The 18,274-nt window shown below is 68.4% G+C and carries 16 protein-coding genes; 14 read left to right on the forward strand and 2 right to left on the reverse strand.

Features of this window, described 5'->3' with window-relative positions; all coding sequences use genetic code 11:
• Positions 1-12 precede the first annotated feature (12 nt).
• The 7 genes from VXM69_RS27900 (at position 13) to VXM69_RS27930 (ending at position 10,591) form a co-directional block, all read left to right on the forward strand.
• Positions 13-3,150 (forward strand): multidrug efflux RND transporter permease subunit, encoded by a 3,138-nt coding sequence (locus VXM69_RS27900; RefSeq protein ID WP_367189563.1) that lies wholly within the window; start codon positions 13-15, stop codon positions 3,148-3,150.
• Positions 3,150-4,610, forward strand: a complete 1,461-nt coding sequence (locus VXM69_RS27905; protein WP_367190212.1) for an efflux transporter outer membrane subunit — start codon at positions 3,150-3,152, stop codon at positions 4,608-4,610. Before VXM69_RS27900 ends, VXM69_RS27905 begins: the two co-directional genes overlap by 1 nt.
• An 857-nt stretch (positions 4,611-5,467) precedes the next feature.
• Positions 5,468-5,980 carry a fimbrial protein gene (locus VXM69_RS27910; RefSeq protein ID WP_034186931.1) on the forward strand — a complete coding sequence of 171 codons (513 nt, stop codon included), beginning with the start codon at positions 5,468-5,470 and terminating at the stop codon, positions 5,978-5,980.
• A 121-nt stretch (positions 5,981-6,101) separates the two neighbouring features.
• Positions 6,102-8,555: a fimbria/pilus outer membrane usher protein gene (locus VXM69_RS27915; protein WP_367190213.1), complete on the forward strand. Its 2,454-nt coding sequence runs from the start codon at positions 6,102-6,104 to the stop codon at positions 8,553-8,555.
• 16 nt (positions 8,556-8,571) lie between these two features.
• Entirely contained in the window at positions 8,572-9,318 is a 747-nt protein-coding gene (locus tag VXM69_RS27920) for a molecular chaperone (RefSeq protein ID WP_034187029.1), read from the forward strand.
• 8 nt (positions 9,319-9,326) lie between these two features.
• Entirely contained in the window at positions 9,327-10,337 is a 1,011-nt protein-coding gene (locus tag VXM69_RS27925; RefSeq protein ID WP_167361867.1) for a fimbrial protein, read from the forward strand.
• 59 nt (positions 10,338-10,396) lie between these two features.
• Positions 10,397-10,591, forward strand: coding sequence for a hypothetical protein (locus tag VXM69_RS27930; protein WP_301742561.1), 195 nt, complete (start codon positions 10,397-10,399; stop codon positions 10,589-10,591).
• Between the two features lie 130 nt (positions 10,592-10,721).
• Here the strand turns inward: VXM69_RS27930 and VXM69_RS27935 are convergent, their stop codons facing one another.
• Together VXM69_RS27935 and VXM69_RS27940 are read right to left on the reverse strand one after the other, a co-directional pair.
• Complete coding sequence (locus tag VXM69_RS27935) at positions 10,722-10,859, reverse strand: HHHH-motif protein (RefSeq protein ID WP_167361868.1); 138 nt, start codon at positions 10,857-10,859, stop codon at positions 10,722-10,724.
• Between the two features lie 46 nt (positions 10,860-10,905).
• On the reverse strand, positions 10,906-11,133 hold the full coding sequence (locus VXM69_RS27940) for a hypothetical protein (protein WP_034187028.1): 228 nt from the start codon (positions 11,131-11,133) through the stop codon (positions 10,906-10,908).
• 294 nt (positions 11,134-11,427) lie between these two features.
• Here VXM69_RS27940 and VXM69_RS27945 point away from each other — a divergent pair, with 294 nt between their 5' ends.
• The 7 genes from VXM69_RS27945 to VXM69_RS27975 all read left to right on the forward strand — a co-directional run bounded on the left by VXM69_RS27945 (position 11,428) and on the right by VXM69_RS27975 (position 18,237).
• Entirely contained in the window at positions 11,428-12,096 is a 669-nt protein-coding gene (locus tag VXM69_RS27945; protein WP_124669093.1) for an RNA polymerase factor sigma-70, read from the forward strand.
• An 86-nt stretch (positions 12,097-12,182) separates the two neighbouring features.
• Positions 12,183-12,425: an MbtH family NRPS accessory protein gene (locus VXM69_RS27950; protein ID WP_034186926.1), complete on the forward strand. Its 243-nt coding sequence runs from the start codon at positions 12,183-12,185 to the stop codon at positions 12,423-12,425.
• A gap of 44 nt (positions 12,426-12,469) precedes the next feature.
• Positions 12,470-13,477, forward strand: coding sequence for a TauD/TfdA family dioxygenase (locus VXM69_RS27955; RefSeq protein ID WP_034186925.1), 1,008 nt, complete (start codon positions 12,470-12,472; stop codon positions 13,475-13,477).
• On the forward strand, positions 13,477-14,325 hold the full coding sequence (locus VXM69_RS27960; RefSeq protein WP_069705159.1) for an ABC transporter ATP-binding protein: 849 nt from the start codon (positions 13,477-13,479) through the stop codon (positions 14,323-14,325). Before VXM69_RS27955 ends, VXM69_RS27960 begins: the two co-directional genes overlap by 1 nt.
• Complete coding sequence (fhuB, locus tag VXM69_RS27965) at positions 14,322-16,412, forward strand: Fe(3+)-hydroxamate ABC transporter permease FhuB (RefSeq protein WP_367189564.1); 2,091 nt, start codon at positions 14,322-14,324, stop codon at positions 16,410-16,412. Before VXM69_RS27960 ends, fhuB begins: the two co-directional genes overlap by 4 nt.
• Positions 16,409-17,209, forward strand: coding sequence for a siderophore-iron reductase FhuF (gene fhuF, locus VXM69_RS27970; RefSeq protein ID WP_367189565.1), 801 nt, complete (start codon positions 16,409-16,411; stop codon positions 17,207-17,209). Before fhuB ends, fhuF begins: the two co-directional genes overlap by 4 nt.
• Positions 17,206-18,237 (forward strand): ABC transporter substrate-binding protein, encoded by a 1,032-nt coding sequence (locus VXM69_RS27975; protein ID WP_367189566.1) that lies wholly within the window; start codon positions 17,206-17,208, stop codon positions 18,235-18,237. Before fhuF ends, VXM69_RS27975 begins: the two co-directional genes overlap by 4 nt.
• Positions 18,238-18,274 lie beyond the last annotated feature (37 nt).

The following is an 18,274-nucleotide window of genomic DNA, read 5'->3' on the forward strand; positions in this document are numbered from 1 at the left end:
GTTCAAACCAACATGGCACGTTTCTTCATCGATCGCCCCGTCTTCGCGTGGGTGATCGCCATTTTCATCATGCTGGGCGGCATGTTCGCGATCCGCGCGCTGCCCGTTGCGCAGTACCCGGACATCGCACCGCCCGTCGTCAGTATCTATGCGACGTACCCGGGCGCGTCCGCGCAGGTCGTCGAGGAATCGGTGACTGCGCTGATCGAGCGCGAGATGAACGGCGCGCCGGGGCTGATGTATACGTCGGCCACCAGCAGCGTCGGAATGGCGTCGCTGTACCTGACGTTCAAGCAGGGCGTGAACGCCGATCTCGCGGCCGTCGAAGTGCAGAACCGGCTGAAGACGGTCGAGGCGCGCTTGCCCGAACCGGTGCGCCGCGACGGCATCCAGGTCGAGAAGGCCGCCGACAACATCCAGCTCGTCGTGTCGCTCACGTCCGACGACGGCCGGATGACCGACGTGCAGCTCGGCGAATATGCATCGGCGAACGTCGTGCAGGCGCTGCGTCGCGTCGAGGGTGTCGGCCGGGTGCAGTTCTGGGGCGCGGAGTACGCGATGCGGATCTGGCCCGACCCGGTGAAGATGGCCGGGCACGGCCTCACCGCGTCGGACATCGCGTCGGCCGTGCGCGCGCACAACGCGCGCGTGACGATCGGCGACATCGGGCGCGGCGCGGTGCCGGCCAGCGCGCCGATCGCGGCGACCGTGTTCGCCGATGCGCCGCTGAAGACGCCGGCCGAATTCGGCGCGATCGCGCTGCGCACGCAGGCCGACGGCTCCGCGCTGTTCCTGCGCGACGTCGCGCGTGTCGAGTTCGGCGGCAACGACTACAACTACCCGTCGTACGTGAACGGCAAGGTCGCGACCGGGATGGGCATCAAGCTCGCGCCGGGCTCGAACGCGGTATCGACCGAGAAACGCGTGCGCGCGACGATGGACGAGTTGTCCCGGTTCTTCCCGCCGGGCGTGAAGTACCAGATCCCGTACGAGACCTCGTCGTTCGTGCGCGTGTCGATGAACAAGGTCGTCACGACGCTGATCGAGGCCGGCGTGCTGGTGTTCCTCGTGATGTTCCTGTTCATGCAGAACCTGCGCGCGACGCTGATCCCGACGCTCGTCGTGCCGGTCGCGCTCGCGGGCACGTTCGGCGTGATGTATGCGGCCGGCTTCTCGATCAACGTGCTGACGATGTTCGGGATGGTGCTCGCGATCGGCATCCTCGTCGACGACGCGATCGTCGTCGTCGAGAACGTCGAGCGGCTGATGGTCGAGGAGGGGCTCGGGCCGTACGACGCGACCGTCAAGGCGATGAAGCAGATCAGCGGCGCGATCGTCGGGATCACCGTCGTGCTGACGTCGGTGTTCGTGCCGATGGCGTTCTTCGGCGGCGCGGTGGGCAACATCTACCGGCAGTTCGCGCTGTCGCTCGCGGTGTCGATCGGCTTCTCCGCGTTCCTCGCGCTGTCGCTGACGCCCGCGCTGTGCGCGACGCTGCTCAAGCCCGTGTCCGGCAACCATCACGAGAAGCGCGGCTTCTTCGGCTGGTTCAACCGTTTCGTCGCGCGTGCGACGCAGCGCTACGCGACGCGGGTCGGCACGATGCTGAAGAAGCCCGTGCGCTGGCTCGTGGTGTACGGCGCGCTGATCGCGGCCGCGGTGCTGATGCTCGCGCAGCTGCCGACCGCGTTCCTGCCGGACGAGGACCAGGGCAACTTCATGGTGATGGTGATCCGCCCGCAAGGCACGCCGCTCGCGGAAACGATGCAGAGCGTGCGCGAGGTCGAGTCGTATATCCGCAAGGATGAGCCGGCCGCGTATACGTTCGCGCTCGGCGGCTTCAACCTGTACGGCGAAGGGCCGAACGGCGGGATGATCTTCGTCACGCTGAAGAACTGGAAGATGCGCAAGGCGGAGCGCGATCACGTGCAGTCGATCGTCGCGCGCATCAACGCGCGATTCGCGGGCACGCCGAACACCACGGTGTTCGCGATGAACGCGCCGGCGCTGCCCGATCTCGGCTCGTCGAGCGGCTTCGACTTCCGGCTGCAGAACCGCGGCGGGCTCGATTACGCGACGTTCAGCGCCGCGCGCGAACAGCTGCTCGCCGCGGGCGGCAAGGACCGTGCGCTGACCGACCTGATGTTCGCGGGCACGCAGGATGCGCCGCAACTGAAGCTCGACATCGATCGCGCGAAGGCGTCCGCGCTCGGCGTGTCGATGGACGAGATCAATACGACGCTCGCGGTGATGTTCGGTTCGGACTATATCGGCGACTTCATGCACGGCACGCAGGTGCGGCGCGTGATGGTGCAGGCCGACGGGCTGCACCGGCTCGATCCGGACGACGTGAAGAAGCTGCGCGTGCGCAACGCGCGCGGCGAGATGGTGCCGCTCGCGGCGTTCACGACGCTGCACTGGACGCTCGGGCCGCCGCAGCTCACGCGCTACAACGGCTATCCGTCGTTCACGATCAACGGTTCGGCCGCGGCCGGCCACAGCAGCGGCGAGGCGATGGCCGCGATCGAGCGGATCGCCGCGCAGCTGCCGGCCGGCATCGGTTATGCGTGGTCGGGGCAATCGTTCGAGGAGCGGCTGTCGGGCGCGCAGGCGCCGATGCTGTTCGCGCTGTCGGTGCTCGTGGTGTTCCTGGCGCTCGCGGCGCTCTACGAGAGCTGGTCGATCCCGTTCGCGGTGATGCTGGTCGTCCCGCTCGGCGTGATCGGCGCGGTGCTCGGCGTCACGCTGCGGGCGATGCCGAACGACATCTATTTCAAGGTGGGGCTGATCGCGACGATCGGGCTGTCCGCGAAGAACGCGATCCTGATCGTCGAAGTCGCGAAGGATCTCGTCGCGCAGCGCATGTCGCTCGTCGACGCCGCGCTCGAGGCCGCACGCCTGCGGCTGCGGCCGATCGTGATGACGTCGCTCGCGTTCGGCGTCGGGGTGCTGCCGCTCGCGTTCGCGTCGGGCGCCGCGTCCGGCGCGCAGATGGCGATCGGCACCGGCGTGCTCGGCGGCGTGATCACGGCGACCGTGCTCGCGGTGTTCCTCGTCCCGCTGTTTTTCGTGATCGTCGGCCGCCTGTTCGATGTCGGCCCGCGCCGGCGCGGCGGGGCGCGGCCGGCGGCGATGGAGGGTTCGCAATGATGGTTGCGCTGAATGCACGCGCGGCGCTGCGGGTTCGGCTCGCGCTGGTCGCCGCGCTCGCGCTCGCCGGGTGCTCGCTCGCCCCGCGTTACGAGCGGCCCGCGGCACCGGTGCCGCCGAGCTATGCGCCGGTCGACGGCAGCGCGGCGCCGGCCGCCGAACCGGTTGCGGCGCGGGATGCCGCGCTGCTCGACGACTGGCACGCGTATTTCACCGATCCGGCGCTGCAGGCGTGGATCGATGCCGCGCTCGCCAACAACCGCGACCTGCGTATCGCGGCCGGCCGGCTCGACGAAGCGCGCGCGCTGTACGGCGTGCAGCGCGCGGACCGGATGCCGTCGGTCGACGCGAATCTCGGCTACGAGCGCGCCCGCCAGTACGACCCGGTCGTGCGCGAAAGCGCGATCAGCGGGCTGTACCGCGCGGGCGTCGGCGTCAGCGCGTACGAGCTCGACCTGTTCGGCCGCGTGCGCAACCTGTCCGATGCGGCGCTTGCCGAGTATTTCGCGACGGCCGACGCGCAGCGCACGGTTCGCATCGGCGTGATCGCCGAAGTGGCGGGCGCGTACGTGTCGGAACGCTCGCTGCACGAACAGCTTGCGCTCGCGCAGCGCACGCTCGATGCGCGCGAACGCATGGCCGCGCTCACGCAGCGTCGTTATGCGGCCGGCACGAGCGACGCGATCGAGCTGCGCTCGGCCGAGATGCTGGTGGCCTCCGCGCGTGCCTCGCAGGCCGCGCTGCAGCGCGAGCATGCGCAGGCCGTGCGGGCGCTGCAGCTGCTGGCGGGTGACTTCGCACGCAACGTGCCCGACGACGCGAGCGCGCTCGACACGCTGTCGATCGCACCGGTGGCGCCGGGCGCGCCGAGCGCGCTGCTCGAACGGCGGCCGGACATCCGGCAGGCCGAGGCGCGGCTCAAGGCCGCCAACGCGCAGATCGGCGCCGCGCGCGCGGCGTTCTTTCCGCGCATCGCGTTGACCACCGACTACGGCTCGGTCAGCGACGCGTTTTCGAGCCTGTTCTCCGCCGGCACGAGCGTATGGACGTTCGCGCCGCGCATCACGCTGCCGATTTTCGCGGGCGGCCGCAATCGCGCGAATCTCGACGTCGCGAACGCACGCAAGCACATCGCGGTCGCCGAATACGAGAAGACGGTGCAGACCGCGTTCCGTGAAGTGGCCGACGCGTTCGCCGCGCGCGACTGGATCGATCGCCAGCTTGCCGCGCAACAGGCGGTGTATGCGGCCGACGGCGCGCGGCTGAAGCTCGCCGAGCGTCGTTATGCGGGCGGTGTCGCGACGTATCTCGAACTGCTCGACGCGCAGCGCAGCACGTACGAGTCGGGGCAGGAGCTGATCCGACTCAAGCAGCTCAGGCTCGCGAATGCGATCGCGCTGTACCGCGCGCTCGGTGGCGGCTGGACGCCGGCCTCGGCCGAGGCGGCGATTTCCGCGTGACATGCGTGTCGTCGCCCGGTGCCGCGGCGCGACGCACGACATGATGGCGGCCGTACGATCCGGCGTGCGGCCGCCGCCGCGACAGTCGTGCTGCCGGCCGTATCGCCGGTCGCTGTCGGCACTTCCTTTCGCTGTCCGGCGAATCCTCCAGGTGTGATTCATTTCGCGGCGGGGCGCACGCGCGCCTTCCGCGGCAACCCGCATCCGGCGACCGTTCGTGTCGCCTGCCGGCGCAAACGTATGCGCTGCATTCTCGTCTCTTCGTCTCGTTCCTCCGGGCCGGCCAATCGCGTTCCGATGACCGCGCAAGCGTGCGATTTCAAATGGGCAATTGACGAATGGATTAATCAATGAATTGGAATTAATCATGGCGGCAAAGTGTCGCAGTAAAACGTTTGTATCTTTTCGCAATCGTTTGCGCGGCGATTCCGTATTGGTTAAATACCTCGGTTAATTTCCTGTCAGTTGGAAATGATTTGAGATTGCCGTTGTCTCCGGACAACGATGGCGGCATTGGACAATATTTTGTCTTTTGATTGGCGGTGATTGTCGGGGTCAATACAGGCGGGGCGATGCGGGGCGTTGACGGTTATCGGAAAGAATTTCCCTTAATCTTCAATCGGTTCCGTGAAATAAAAAAGGACTGCGGATGGAAAATGCGGGATTGGAAATCGAGCGGAAGGAATGTGGTTCAAGAGGGGTAAATCGGAGATTGTCATAAGCATTTGACAATGATTTACAGAAAACTTTCACGATTATCTCGATAATGCCGCCTCGTGTCGGACGGGAGCCGTCATGCGCTGCCGTTTGTGTCCGATACGTCGTCTATTCCATTTGCACTCCTTACGGGAAACGTCATGAAAAAATCCATCCTGACCGCTGTCGCACTCGCGGCCCTGTCCACCTCGGCCTTCGCAGCGGGCACCGGCACGATCAACTTCACGGGCGAGATCGTCGCGGGCGCATGCGGCATCGACTCGGGCTCGGTCAACCAGACCGTGAACCTCGGCAAGGTGCCGACCAACGTGTTCAAGCAAGCCGGTGACAAGTCCACGCCGACCAACTTCGACATCAAGCTGACCGACTGCGACACGAGCATCGCGCAGAACGCGTACTTCACGTTCACGGGCACGTCGAGCGCGGGCCAGCCGAAGCTGCTCGCCACGATCGGTTCGGCGACCAACGTCGGCATCCGCCTGCAGGCGGCGTCGGGCGAATACCTCGACAACGGCGCCGAGCAAAAGGCACCGACCGTGCTGCAGAACGGCACGAACATCGCTCGCTTCGCAGCGATGTACGAAGCGACGGCAGCCGGCGTGACGCCGGGTACCGCCGACGGCGTCGCCAACTTCACGGTCCGCTACCAGTAAGCGGCCGTACCGGAGGAGGGATGCGCGCATCCCTTCCTCCTTCTTCCTTCCTCCCGTTTTCTTCTTCCTGGACTTCCGGTAGCGCCGCGTGCGAATCAGACATTCCTTCCTTTGCGTCTCCGTGCTGGTCGTCGGCAGCCAGAGCCATGCGACGGAATTCAATTCGTCGTTCCTGAACATCGACGGCACGAACAATGTCGATCTGTCGCAGTTCTCGCAGGCGGACTTCACGTTACCGGGCGAGTACATGCTCGACGTGCAGGTCAACGACCTGTTCTACGGGCTGCAGGCGATCCAGTTCATCGCGCTCGACTCATCCGGCGCGGGCAAGCCGTGCCTGCCCCCGGAACTCGTCGCGCAGTTCGGGCTGAAACCGTCGCTCGCGAAGGACCTGCCGCGCTTCCAGGGCGGACGTTGCGTCGACCTCGGCGCGATCGAGGGCGCGACCGTGCGTTACCTGAAGAGCGACGGGCGGCTCAAGATCACGATTCCGCAGGCCGCGCTCGAATTCACCGATTCGACCTATCTGCCGCCGGAGCGCTGGTCCGAAGGGATTCCGGGCGCGATGCTCGACTATCGCGTGATCGCCAACACGAACCGCAACTTCGGTGCGGGCGGCGGGCAGACGAATTCGGTCCAGGCCTACGGGACGGTTGGCGCGAACTGGGATGCATGGCGCTTTCGCGGCGACTACCAGGCGCAATCGAACGTGGGCAACACGGCGTACGCGGACCGCACGTTCCGCTTCAGCCGGCTGTATGCATTCCGCGCGCTGCCGTCGATCCAGTCGACGGTGACGTTCGGCGACGACTACCTGACCTCCGACATCTTCGACACGTTCGCGCTGACCGGCGCGTCGATCCGCAGCGACGACCGCATGCTGCCGCCTTCGCTGCGCGGCTATGCGCCGCTGATCTCGGGCGTCGCGCGCACCAACGCGACCGTGACGGTGTCGCAGGCGGGCCGCGTGCTGTACGTGACGCGCGTGTCGCCCGGCGCATTCGCGCTGCAGAACATCAACACGAGCGTGCAGGGCACGCTCGACGTCGCGGTCGAGGAGGAGGACGGCAGCGTCCAGCGCTTCCAGGTGACGACGGCCGCCGTGCCGTTTCTCGCGCGCACCGGGCAACTGCGCTACAAGGCCGCGGTCGGCAAGCCGCGCCTGTTCGGCGGCGCCGGCATCACGCCGTTCTTCGGCTTCGGCGAAATCGCGTACGGCTTGCCGTTCGACATCACCGCCTACGGCGGCTTCATCGCGGCATCGGGCTATACGTCGGTCGCGCTCGGCGTCGGCCGCGATTTCGGCGCGTTCGGCGCGGTGTCGGCCGACGTCACGCATGCGCGTGCACGGCTGTGGTGGAACGGCGCGACGCGCAACGGCAACTCGTATCGCATCAACTACTCGAAGCACTTCGACGGGCTCGATGCCGACGTGCGCTTCTTCGGCTATCGCTTTTCCGAGCGCGAGTACACGAACTTCGCGCAATTCTCGGGCGACCCGACCGCGTACGGTCTTGCCAACAGCAAGCAGCGCTATTCGGCGACGATGTCGAAGCGTTTCGGCGACACGTCGACCTATTTTTCATACGACCAGACGACCTACTGGGCGCGTTCGTCCGAGCAGCGTGTCGGCCTCACGCTGACGCGTGCGTTCTCGATCGGCACGCTGCGCAACCTGAACGTCAGCGTGTCGGCGTTTCGCACGCAGAGCGCGGGCGCGAGCGGCAACCAGTTCTCGGTGACCGCGACGCTGCCGATCGGCGGCCGCCACACGGTCACGTCGAACCTGACGACCGGCAGCGGCAGCACGAGCGTGAACGCCGGCTATATCTACGACGATCCGGCCGGCCGCACCTATCAGGTCAATGCGGGTGAAACCGACGGCCGCGCGTCGGCGAACGCGAGCTTCCGCCAGCGCACGTCGGCGTACCAGCTCACCGCGCAGGCGTCGACGCTCGCGAATGCCTACGCGGCCGCGTCGCTCGAAGTCGACGGCTCGTTCGTCGCGACGCAGTACGGCGTGTCCGCGCACGCGAACGGCAATGCGGGCGATACGCGCCTGCTGGTGTCGACCGACGGCGTGCCCGACGTGCCGCTGTCCGGCACGCTCGCGCGTACGGATTCGCGCGGCTACGCGGTGCTCGACGGCATCTCGCCGTACAACGTGTACGACGCGACGGTCAACGTCGAGAAGCTGCCGCTCGAAGTGCAGGTGACGAACCCGATCCAGCGCATGGTGCTGACCGATGGTGCGATCGGCTTCGTGAAGTTCTCCGCCGCGCGCGGCAGCAACCTGTACCTGACGCTGACGGATGCAGCCGGCAAGCCGTTGCCGTTCGGGGCGTCGGTGCAGGACGCGGCGAACGGCAAGGAGCTCGGCATCGTCGGCGAGGGCGGTGCGGCGTTCCTGACCCAGGTTCAGCCGAAGTCGACGCTGGCGGTGCGCGCGGGCGAACGCACGCTCTGCACGGTCGATGCACTGCCGAACCAGCTTCAACTCGAAGGCACGCCGATCCCGGTGACGTGCCAGACGTCCGGCGAGTCGCATGCAGCGGCCGCGCGGGTCGAACGATGATTTCATGGATCCAGCGATGAAGAACGCTTTCTCCCTTTCCTTTTCGCGGCGCGCGTGGTGCGTGCTCGCGACCGCCGGTACGTTGCTCGCGGGCGCCGCGCAGGCGGCGATCGTGCCCGACCGCACGCGCGTGATCTTCAACGAAGGCGAACAGGCGGCGATCGTCACGATCACCAACAAGAGCACGACGTATCCGTATCTCGTGCAGTCGTGGCTCGAGGACACGAAGGGCAACAAGATCGCGACGCCGCTGATGGTCGTGCCGCCGCTGCAGCGCGTCGAGGCGAACGAGCGCAACGTGCTGCGGATCGCGAAGCTGCCGGGCACCGAGCTGCCGGCCGACCGGGAATCGGTGTTCTACCTGAACATCCGCGAAGTGCCGCCGAAGACCGACACGCCGAACACGCTGCAGATCGCACTGCATACGCAGATGAAGCTGTTTTACCGGCCGAAGGCCGTGCAGCCCGCGCGCGACGAGGACTGGACGCTGCCGATGACGCTGCGCGTCGACGCGGCCGCGCACAAGCTGGTGTTCGACAACCCGACGCCGTATCACGTGACGGTGGTCGACGTGAGCGCGGGCGCGCAGAAGACGCCGGTGCCGATCGAGCCGGTGATGGTGAGCCCGATGAGCACGGCCGACGTGCCGTTCAAGGCCGCGACGCCGTCGACGCTGTTCGTCACGCATATCGACGATTACGGCGGCCAGGTGGCGGTCGAGTATGCGTGCGACGCCGGTGCCTGCAAGAGCGTGAAGAAATGAGCGGGCGAATGCATCTTCGGGCATCCTCCGCGGCCTGGTTACGCTGGATCGTGCTCCTGCTGCTGGTCGCGGCCGTGCAGCCCGCCTGGGCGCTGCGCTGCCTGACCAACAGCGGCGCAACTTCGTTGACGGAGCCAATCGGCGGCGTGGCGTCGTATCCGACCGATGCGCCGGACGGCTATGTGATCTGGGTGTCGCCCGTGCGCACAACCTCGGGTTATTGCTACAAGGACCTGGGTGACGACAGCAGCCTGAAAGTGGTCGACAACATCTATTTCTACGCGAATCCGAACCGCACGAATCCTGCCGCATGGGGGCTCGAGATCGGTATCCGCTACCAGGGGGTCGATTACTTCGACAAGACCAGCAACCGCGGGGGTGGGGTGTTCACCGGCTATTCGGTGCCGCCGTGCAGCAGGTACGACTTCGACCGTAAGCGTTGCCAGCAGACGCGAATCAGCATCGACTATCAGGTTGTCGTACGCAAGAAGGGCAACTGGGTTCAACCGCCGAGCGACATCTATACGGTGTTCCAGTTCGACGGCGAGTTCGGGCTGAATGCTTACAACCCGAGCTTCCAGTACCGCCTGAGCGGGCTACGCAATCTCAAGCCGACACCGTGCTTCGTCGACGTGCTCGTGACTCCCGAGCCGGGCATCGTCAATTTCGGGCAGGTGCAGGCGGTGGGCAACGGCTTCCTGCCGGCGGTGCCGCGCAAGCGGTTTTCGCTGTCGTTGACGAAGAAATGCAACGTTGCGGTACGCGTCGACGGGTACTTCGAAACGAGCTATCCGGTGCAGAACGGCTTGCTGGTGCCCGCGAAGGACAGTAATTTCGGGATCGGCATCGAGGACAGTCAGGGCAAGGCGATTCCGTTCAACGAACAGTTCAACCTGGCTCAATTCCCGTCCAACGTCATGAACCAGAGCGTATTGATGGACGCGGTGCTGAAGTCGTTCGGGCCGCCGAAGATTGGTCGGTTCGACGCGACGGCGACGATCCGGCTGTTCATCTACTGACGCGGGCGAATGCGAGGGGCGACAGCCGGGCGTTTTGTCCCGGAGGAGACGGGATACGCTTGAAGGGCACCACGATGGCCGTCCTGTTCGTTGTCTCGACGATGGGCGCGGCGCATGCGCAGACGATGTCGGCCGGGAAGACGATCGCTGGCTTTTACCAGCGCGACGCGTCGCCCTCCCATGTCGAATCGCGCAGTCTCGCGAAGGGGCGGTCGAGTTGGCGGACGGTATCAACGGCGCCGGGCTCGCGGTGATCCTGTCGTTTCAGGCAGGGCTGGCGCCGGAGCACTGGCAGCGCTAGCGCCCGGCCATCCGGTCCGTTCCTGTCGCGACGATAAAAAAGCGCCGGCTTGCCGGCGCTTTTCCGCATCTGCCGCACGGCGCTCAACGCACCCAGCGGCACACCTTGTGGTGGTGATGCTCGAAGTGGCATACGCGATGCGGATGCGCTTCGGCCATGGCCGGTACGAGCACGGCGGCGGCGACGGCCGCGGCGGTCAGGGTTTTCAGTAGCGTTTTCATGTCGAGTTCCTGTCGTTGAATGGCGGATCAGGGGAGCGGCCTTTCTTTACCACTGCGGCCGCTGATCGTCGCGACGGTCGTCGCGGCGGTCGTCACGCGGGCCGGGGTGCCGGGCTTCCCAGTCGCGGCGCTCCCAATAGCGATTGCCGTCCCAGTACCGATCGCCATGCCAGCCGATCGTGACTTCGGCAGGGCCGGGGTAGGCAACGCATCCGGTCAGCATCACGCTCGACAACGCGCCAGCCATGACAGCGGACAACACGATGGATTTCATGGTTTTCTCCCTTGGAAACGGCAAGTCGATCGTACGAGCCCCCAAAATTTCACGTAGTAAGAAGTTGCTACCGCCCATGACACGTACAGGCGTTTCGTCAGGCGCGTGAAAGATCGCGTCGGCCGCCCGCAAGCCGGGTACGCCGGACGAACGCACGCTCCCTCCGCCCGCACAACGATTCCGTCGATTGTTCAGATAAATCCTGACAACTGAAAGGGTCATCCTGTAATCGGATTGAGAATGATTTGCGTTTACGTTAAATTGCGCTATCTCGGAATTAGACGGAGCAGATCGATGGCCATGGCGGAAGTGCTCGACCGACCGGCGGCGGCAGCGGCGAACCCGTTCCTCGGCAGTTGTCCGGACCTGCCGCCGCGCGCCGCGCCGCGTACGCGCCGTGCGTCGGAGCCCCGCGCGCAGGGCGCGCTGCTCGATGTGCTGATCTCGCATCGCGCGATGCTCGTCAATGTCGCGCGCGGCTTCGTCGGGTGCGCGAGCCGCGCCGAGGACGTCGTGCACGACGTGTTCGTGAAGCTCGTCGAATTCCCGAACCAGGACGCGGTGCGCCAGCCGGTCGCGTACGTGACGCGGATGGTGCGCAATGCGTCGATCGACGCGTGCCGCCGGCAAAGCCTCGAAAACGTCTATCACACGGAAGAGGACGACGGCTTCGACGTGCCGTCGCCCGAGCCGACACCGGAAGCCGCGCTGATGACGCGAGACACGCTGCGGCGCGTGTGGGCCGCGCTCGACGACCTGCCGGCGCGCAGCCGCGCGGCCTTCGAGATGGTGCGGCTGCGCGAGGAAACGCTGCAGACCGCGGCGCGCGCGCTGAACGTATCGCAGACGCTCGTGCATTTCATGGTGCGCGACGCGGAGCGCCACTGCGCGGAATGCCTCGACGCGTGCCATCGCGGCGTCGCGTGCCCGGTGTTCCTGGGCGGCCGCGCGCGGCGGCGGTAAAAAAACGCGCCGGCCAATCGTCTATCAGACAGGAGCGGCCGAAACCGCCGCTTCGCCTCCTTCAACCGCCTCAGCGATTTCCGATCATGACGCAAGCCCCGACGCCTACCGCCGACACCGACGATCTCGTCTACACGGTCGTCATCAACGACGAAGAACAGTATTCGATCTGGCCGACGTTCCGGCCCGTGCCGGCCGGCTGGCGCGAAGTCGGCGTGAGCGGCCCGAAGGCGGACTGTCTCGCGCACATCGAGACCGTCTGGACCGACATGCGCCCGGCGAGCCTGCGCCGCGCGATGGACGGCGAGCGCGCGACGCGCGCATCGTGACCTGCTGCGCCGTGCTCCGGCGCGCCACCTGAAGAGGACGTTGCATGACCCTGCTTTCGTTGCCGACGCTCGACGACCTGCGTATCGAGCCGGGGCTGCCCACCGTCGTGTCGCCGCGCGGCGGCGACGGGATGTCGATCGACGATGTCGCGCCGCTCGCGCGCGAGATCGCGGCCGACACGCTCGAACGGGCGGGCGGTGTGCTGTTCACGGGTTTTCACGTGCCGTCGATCGACGCGTTCCAGCAGTTCGCGGCATCGTTCGGCGATCCGCTGATCGGCTATGAATACGCGTCGACGCCGCGCAGCCAGGTCGAGGGCGCGGTCTACACGTCGACCGAATATCCGCCGCACCGCGCGATTCCGCTGCACAACGAGCAGTCGTACACGCGCGAATGGCCGCTGCGGATCTGGTTCCACTGCGCGCTCGCCGCGCCGAAGGGCGGCGCCACGCCGATCGCGGACAGCCGCGCGGTGTATCGCGCGCTCGATCCGGCGCTGGTCGCGCGTTTCAAGAAGCGCGAGCTGCTGTACGTGCGCAATTTCGGCCAGGGGCTCGACCTGCCGTGGCAGCAGTCGTTCGGCACCGACGAGCCGGCCGAGGTCGAGCGGATGTGCGCGGCGCGCGGCATCGAATGCGCGTGGCGCACCGACGACGACGGCGAGCTGCTGCTGCGCACGCGCGAACGCTGCCAGGCCGTCGCGCGCCATCCACGCACCGGCGACCGCGTGTGGTTCAACCAGGCGAACCTGTTCCACCTGTCGGCGCTCGACGACGACATGCAGGAAGCGCTCGTCGATGCGGTCGGGCTCGAGAACGTGCCGCGCAACGTGTACTACGGCGACGGCGAACCGCTCGAGGCCGACGCGCTCGCGGAGATTCGCGGCGTGCTCGACCAGCAGCGCATCGTGTTCCCGTGGCGCACCGGCGACGTGCTGATGCTCGACAACATGCTGACCGCGCACGCGCGCGACCCGTTCGAGGGGCCGCGCAAGGTCGTCGTCGCGATGGCGCAGAGCTATACGGTCCCGCGCGACCGAACGGAGGATTGATGACGCGTAGTACCGCCGCGCTTGCCGCGCGCGGGCTGTCGGTAGGGTATCGCGACCATGTCGTGATCGACGGGCTGGACCTGTCGATCGCGGCCGGCCGCGTCACCGCGCTGTGCGGACCGAACGGCTGCGGCAAGAGCACGCTGCTGCGCACGCTCGCGGGCCTGCAGCCCGCGCGTGCCGGCCATGTCGAGGTGAACGGCCGGCCGCTCGCATCGTTTCGCCGTCGCGCGCTCGCGCGCGAGCTGACGATGCTCGCGCAGTTCAACCAGATTCCGTCGGGCCTCACGGTGCGCGAACTCGTCGCCTACGGGCGCTATGCGTACGGCGGCTTCCTGCGCGGCCTGTCGCGGGCCGACCATGCGGCGATCGACGAGGCGCTCGACACGAGCGGCCTCGCCGACGACGCGGAGCGCGACGTCGGCGCGCTGTCGGGCGGGGAACGCCAGCGCGCGTGGATCGCGATGGCGCTCGCGCAGCAGGCGCCGATCGTGCTGCTCGACGAACCGACGACCTATCTCGACATCCATCACCAGCTCGACATCCTCGACGCACTGCGCACGCTGAACCGCACGCGCGGGCTGACGATCGTATGGGTGCTGCACGACCTGAACCAGGCGGCCGCGTACAGCGACGAGATCGTGCTGATGCGCGCGGGCCGTCTCGTCGCGCAGGGCACGCCCGACGCGATGCTCGATCCGGCGCGGCTGCGCGCGGCGTTCGGCGTCGACATGCTGAAGCTCGCGCATCCGCAGACGGGCGCGCCGATGTGCGTACCGGCCTACGGTCCGACCACCGACGGCGCGCCGCGGGCGGCCGGCGTCTTCGACCGGGATCTCGCCGTATGACGACGTTCGCGATGCGCAAGCGCCTCGCGGCGGCGGGCAAGGGCGCGGCTACCGGGCGGGCCGGCGCGATCGCGTTCGGCCTTGTCGCGCTGATCGCCGTACTCGCGGCGCTGCGTGTCGCGCCCGACCTGCGCGTGTGGTGGGACGCGGCGCCCGGCAGCGATGCCGCGGCGCTCGCGCACGTGTTCCTGTTCGACCTCAACCTGCCGCGCGTCGCGGCCGCGCTCGTCGCGGGCGGTTGCCTCGGGATCGCCGGCGCGTTGTTCCAGTCGCTCACGCGCAATCCGCTCGCGTCGCCCGACCTGCTCGGCGTCACGGGCGGCGCCCAGCTCGGCCTGCTCGCGGCGATGCTCGTGCCGGCGCTGGCGGGCGTCGCGTCGGTGCCGCTGCTGTTCGTCTGCGGGCTGGCCGCCGCCGCGTGCGCGATCGCCGCGGCCGGCGGCTGGCGCGCGACGCCGCTGCGGCTCGTGCTCGCGGGCAGCGTGTGCATGCTGCTGTTCGCCGCGCTGTCGACGCTCGTGCTCGCGTTTTTCGAGCAGAACATCGCGGGCGCCGCGCTGTGGACCAACGGCAGCCTCTACCAGCCGGGCGCGACGGGCCTCGCGCTCGCCGCGCGCTGGCTCGTCGTGCCGCTGGTCGCGCTGCCGTTCGTGATCCGGCCGCTGAATCCGCTCACGCTCGGCGACGACGCGGCGGCCGCGGCCGGCGTGCGCGTCGATGCGACACGGCTCGCCGCGACGATCGTCGCGGTCGCGTTCACGAGCGTGGCCGTCAGTATCGCGGGCCCGCTGTCGTATGTCGGCCTCGTCGCGCCGAACCTGCTGCGCCAGGTGCGCGGCGCGCGCGCCGCGCGGCTCGGCGTGCTGGTGCCGCTGTCGGCGCTCGCCGGCGGCGCGCTCGTGCTCGTCACCGACAGTGCGGTACTCGCGTCGGGCCTCGACGCGACGCTGTCGACCGGCGTCGCGATCGCGCTGGTCGGCACGCCGTTGATGCTCGCGATGATCCGGCGCGGCGCCGCCTGGTCGGGCGTGCTCCATGCCGCGGCGGAACCGGCGGCGGGCGGCGGCTCGGCGCGGCTCGTCGGCTGGCTCGAACGGCTCGGCTGGCCGCTGCGCACGGCGCTGTTCGTCGTGGTCGGCGCACTCGCGGTGTGGGTCGGCGTGTCGGCCGGCCCCGAATGGCTGTCGCCCGCGCGCTGGTCGGCCGCGCTGTCGGGGCAGGATGGGCTCGCGCGGATGCTGATCGACCTGCGCATGCCGCGCCTGCTGTGCGCGCTGCTCGCGGGTGCGCTGCTCGCCGTCAGCGGCGTGGCGATGCAGAGCGTCGTGCGCAATCCGCTCGCGGGCCCCGAAGTGCTCGGCGTCACGCAGGGCGCGGGGCTCGTCACGTTGTTCGCGTTGTCGACGTGGCCGCTGATGGGCCACGTGACGCTCGCGGCCGCCGCGCTGATCGGCGGCGGCCTGTCGCTCGCGATCACGCTCGCGCTGAATCACCGGCATCGCTACGCGCCGCTCGCGGTCGCGCTGACCGGGATCGTCATCGGCGCGTTGTGGACCACGCTCGCGCAATGGCTGATCACGCAGGAAAGCGTGCAGCCCGCGCGCTTCGTCGTGTGGCTCGTCGGCGGCACCTATGGCCGCAGTTGGGGCGAGGGGTCGATGCTGCTGCCGTGGTGCGTGCTCGCGGTGCCCGTGTTCGCATGGCTCGCGAAACCGCTCGACATGCTCGCGCTCGGCGACGACCAGGCCGCCGCGCTCGGCTTGCCGGTGGCCGTGCTGCGGCCGCTCGCACTGACGATCGCGACGCTCGCCGCGTGTGCGGCCGTCGCGGCGGTCGGGCCGGTCGGCTTCATCGGGCTGATGGCGCCGCACGTCGCGACGATGCTCGGCGCGCGCCGGCATCGCACGCGGCTGTGGCTCGCGGCCGCGTGCGGCGCGCTGATCCTCGGTGTCGCGGATCTGGCCGCGCGCACGGTCGTCGCGCCGCGCGAAGTGCCGGCAGGCGTGCTGACCGCGCTGATCGGCGCACCGTATCTGCTCGGGCTGCTGATCCTCGAGGGGCGCCGCGCCCGGCGCGCGGGGCGATGACGCCGGTGCTCGACGAGACGCGCGCCACGCGCTTTTCGGCGTTCGCGCCGCAACCGTTCGCCGAACCTCTCGATGTCGTCTGGCTCGGCATGCCCGACGACGCGCACCCGCCGGGCCGCATCGTCGTGCCCGTCACCGAATTGCCCGCGCATCGCGACATCGTGCTCGACGCGATGGTCGGCCACTACGGCGGCGATCCCGCGCGGCACGCGCGCGCGCTGATGTCGCAATGGAGCAAATACTATTTCGGCCGCGCGGCGCCGGCCGGTGTCGTCGCCGCGTTGACGCTCGGCCGGCCGCTCGACATGAACCCGGCGCGCACGTTCGTCGCGCTCGACGACGGGATGCCGGCCGCGCTGTATTTCGCGCCGGACGCGCTCAGCGCGCCGTGCGACGATCCCGCGCCGCGCTATGCGGGGCTCCTCGCGCATCTCGGCGCGGTGATCGACCTGCTCGCGGCGATGGGCCGCGTCACGCCGCGCGTGCTGTGGAGCAACGCGGGCAACCTGCTCGACTATCTGCTCGATACGTATCGTTCGCTGCCGTGCGCGGCCGACCCCGTCCGCGATGCGGACTGGCTGTTCGGCTCGACCTGCGTGCGCGGCGAACCGAATCCGCTGCGGATGCCCGTGCGCGACGCCGTGCCGCGCTCGGCACTGCTGCCGACGCCGTTTCGCGCGCGCCGCGTGTGCTGCCTGCGCTACGAAATTCCTGGAGAAACGCAACTGTGTGGAAGCTGCCCCCTGCTACTGACGATGGACGACGCGGCGCTGGCCGAGCAGGACGCGATCCGGTGACGCACGCCGGCCGCCGGCATGCGCTCGGCGCACTCGCGGCGGCATTCGGCGCCGCGTGTTGCGGCGCGTTTCCCGCCTCGGCTGCCGCGGCTTCCGTTGCCGACGGCGCGCGCGGCACGCAGGGCACCGCGTCGCTCGCCGGCAACCCCGTCGTGTCGCAGGCGAGCGCGAAGATGCCGGTGCGGCCGCAGCGCGTGGTCGCACTCGACTTCATGTTCGCGGAAAGCGTGATCGCGCTCGACCTCGTGCCGGTCGGGATGGCCGATACCGCGTTCTACCCGGGCTGGCTCGGCTACCGGAGCGAGCGGCTCGCGCACGTGACCGACATCGGCTCGCGGCAGGAGCCGGGGCTCGAGGCGATCGCGGCGGTCAAGCCCGACCTGATCATCGGCGTCGGCTTCCGCCACGCGCCGATCTTCGACGCGCTCGACCGGATCGCGCCGACGATCCTGTTCCAGTTCAGCCCGAACGTATCCGACGGCGGCGTACCGGTCACGCAGCTCGACTGGATGCGGCAGATCTTCCGGACGATCGGCGCGGTGACGGGGCGCGACGCGCGTGCGCAGGCGGTCGATGCGCAGCTCGACGCCGGCATCGCGCGCAATGCGGCGCGGCTCGCGTCCGCGGGCCGCACGGGCGAGCGCGTCGCGCTGCTGCAGGATCTCGGCTTGCCCGATCGTTACTGGGCCTACACGGGCAACAGCACGTCGGCGGGCCTCGCGCGTGCGCTCGGGCTCGATCCGTGGCCGCGCAAGCCGACGCGGGAAGGCACGCTGTACGTGACGTCGGCCGATCTGCTTCGTCAGCGCGACCTGGCCGTGATGTTCGTCACCGCATCGGGGATGGACGTGCCGCTGTCCGCGAAACTCGATTCGCCGGTGTGGCGCTTCGTGCCCGCGATGAAGGCGCGCCGGATCGCGCTGATCGAACGCAACATCTGGGGGTTCGGCGGACCGATGTCGGCGCTGAAGCTGGCCGACGTGATGACCGATACGATGCTGACGCTGCCGGCCGTGCGCAAGAGCTGACGGGCAGGGTGTCGCGATCGGCGCGATCAGTGAATTG

This window comes from Burkholderia sp. Ed8, from assembly GCF_040761425.1.
In the GTDB taxonomy this organism is placed as follows: Bacteria; Pseudomonadota; Gammaproteobacteria; order Burkholderiales; family Burkholderiaceae; genus Burkholderia; species Burkholderia seminalis.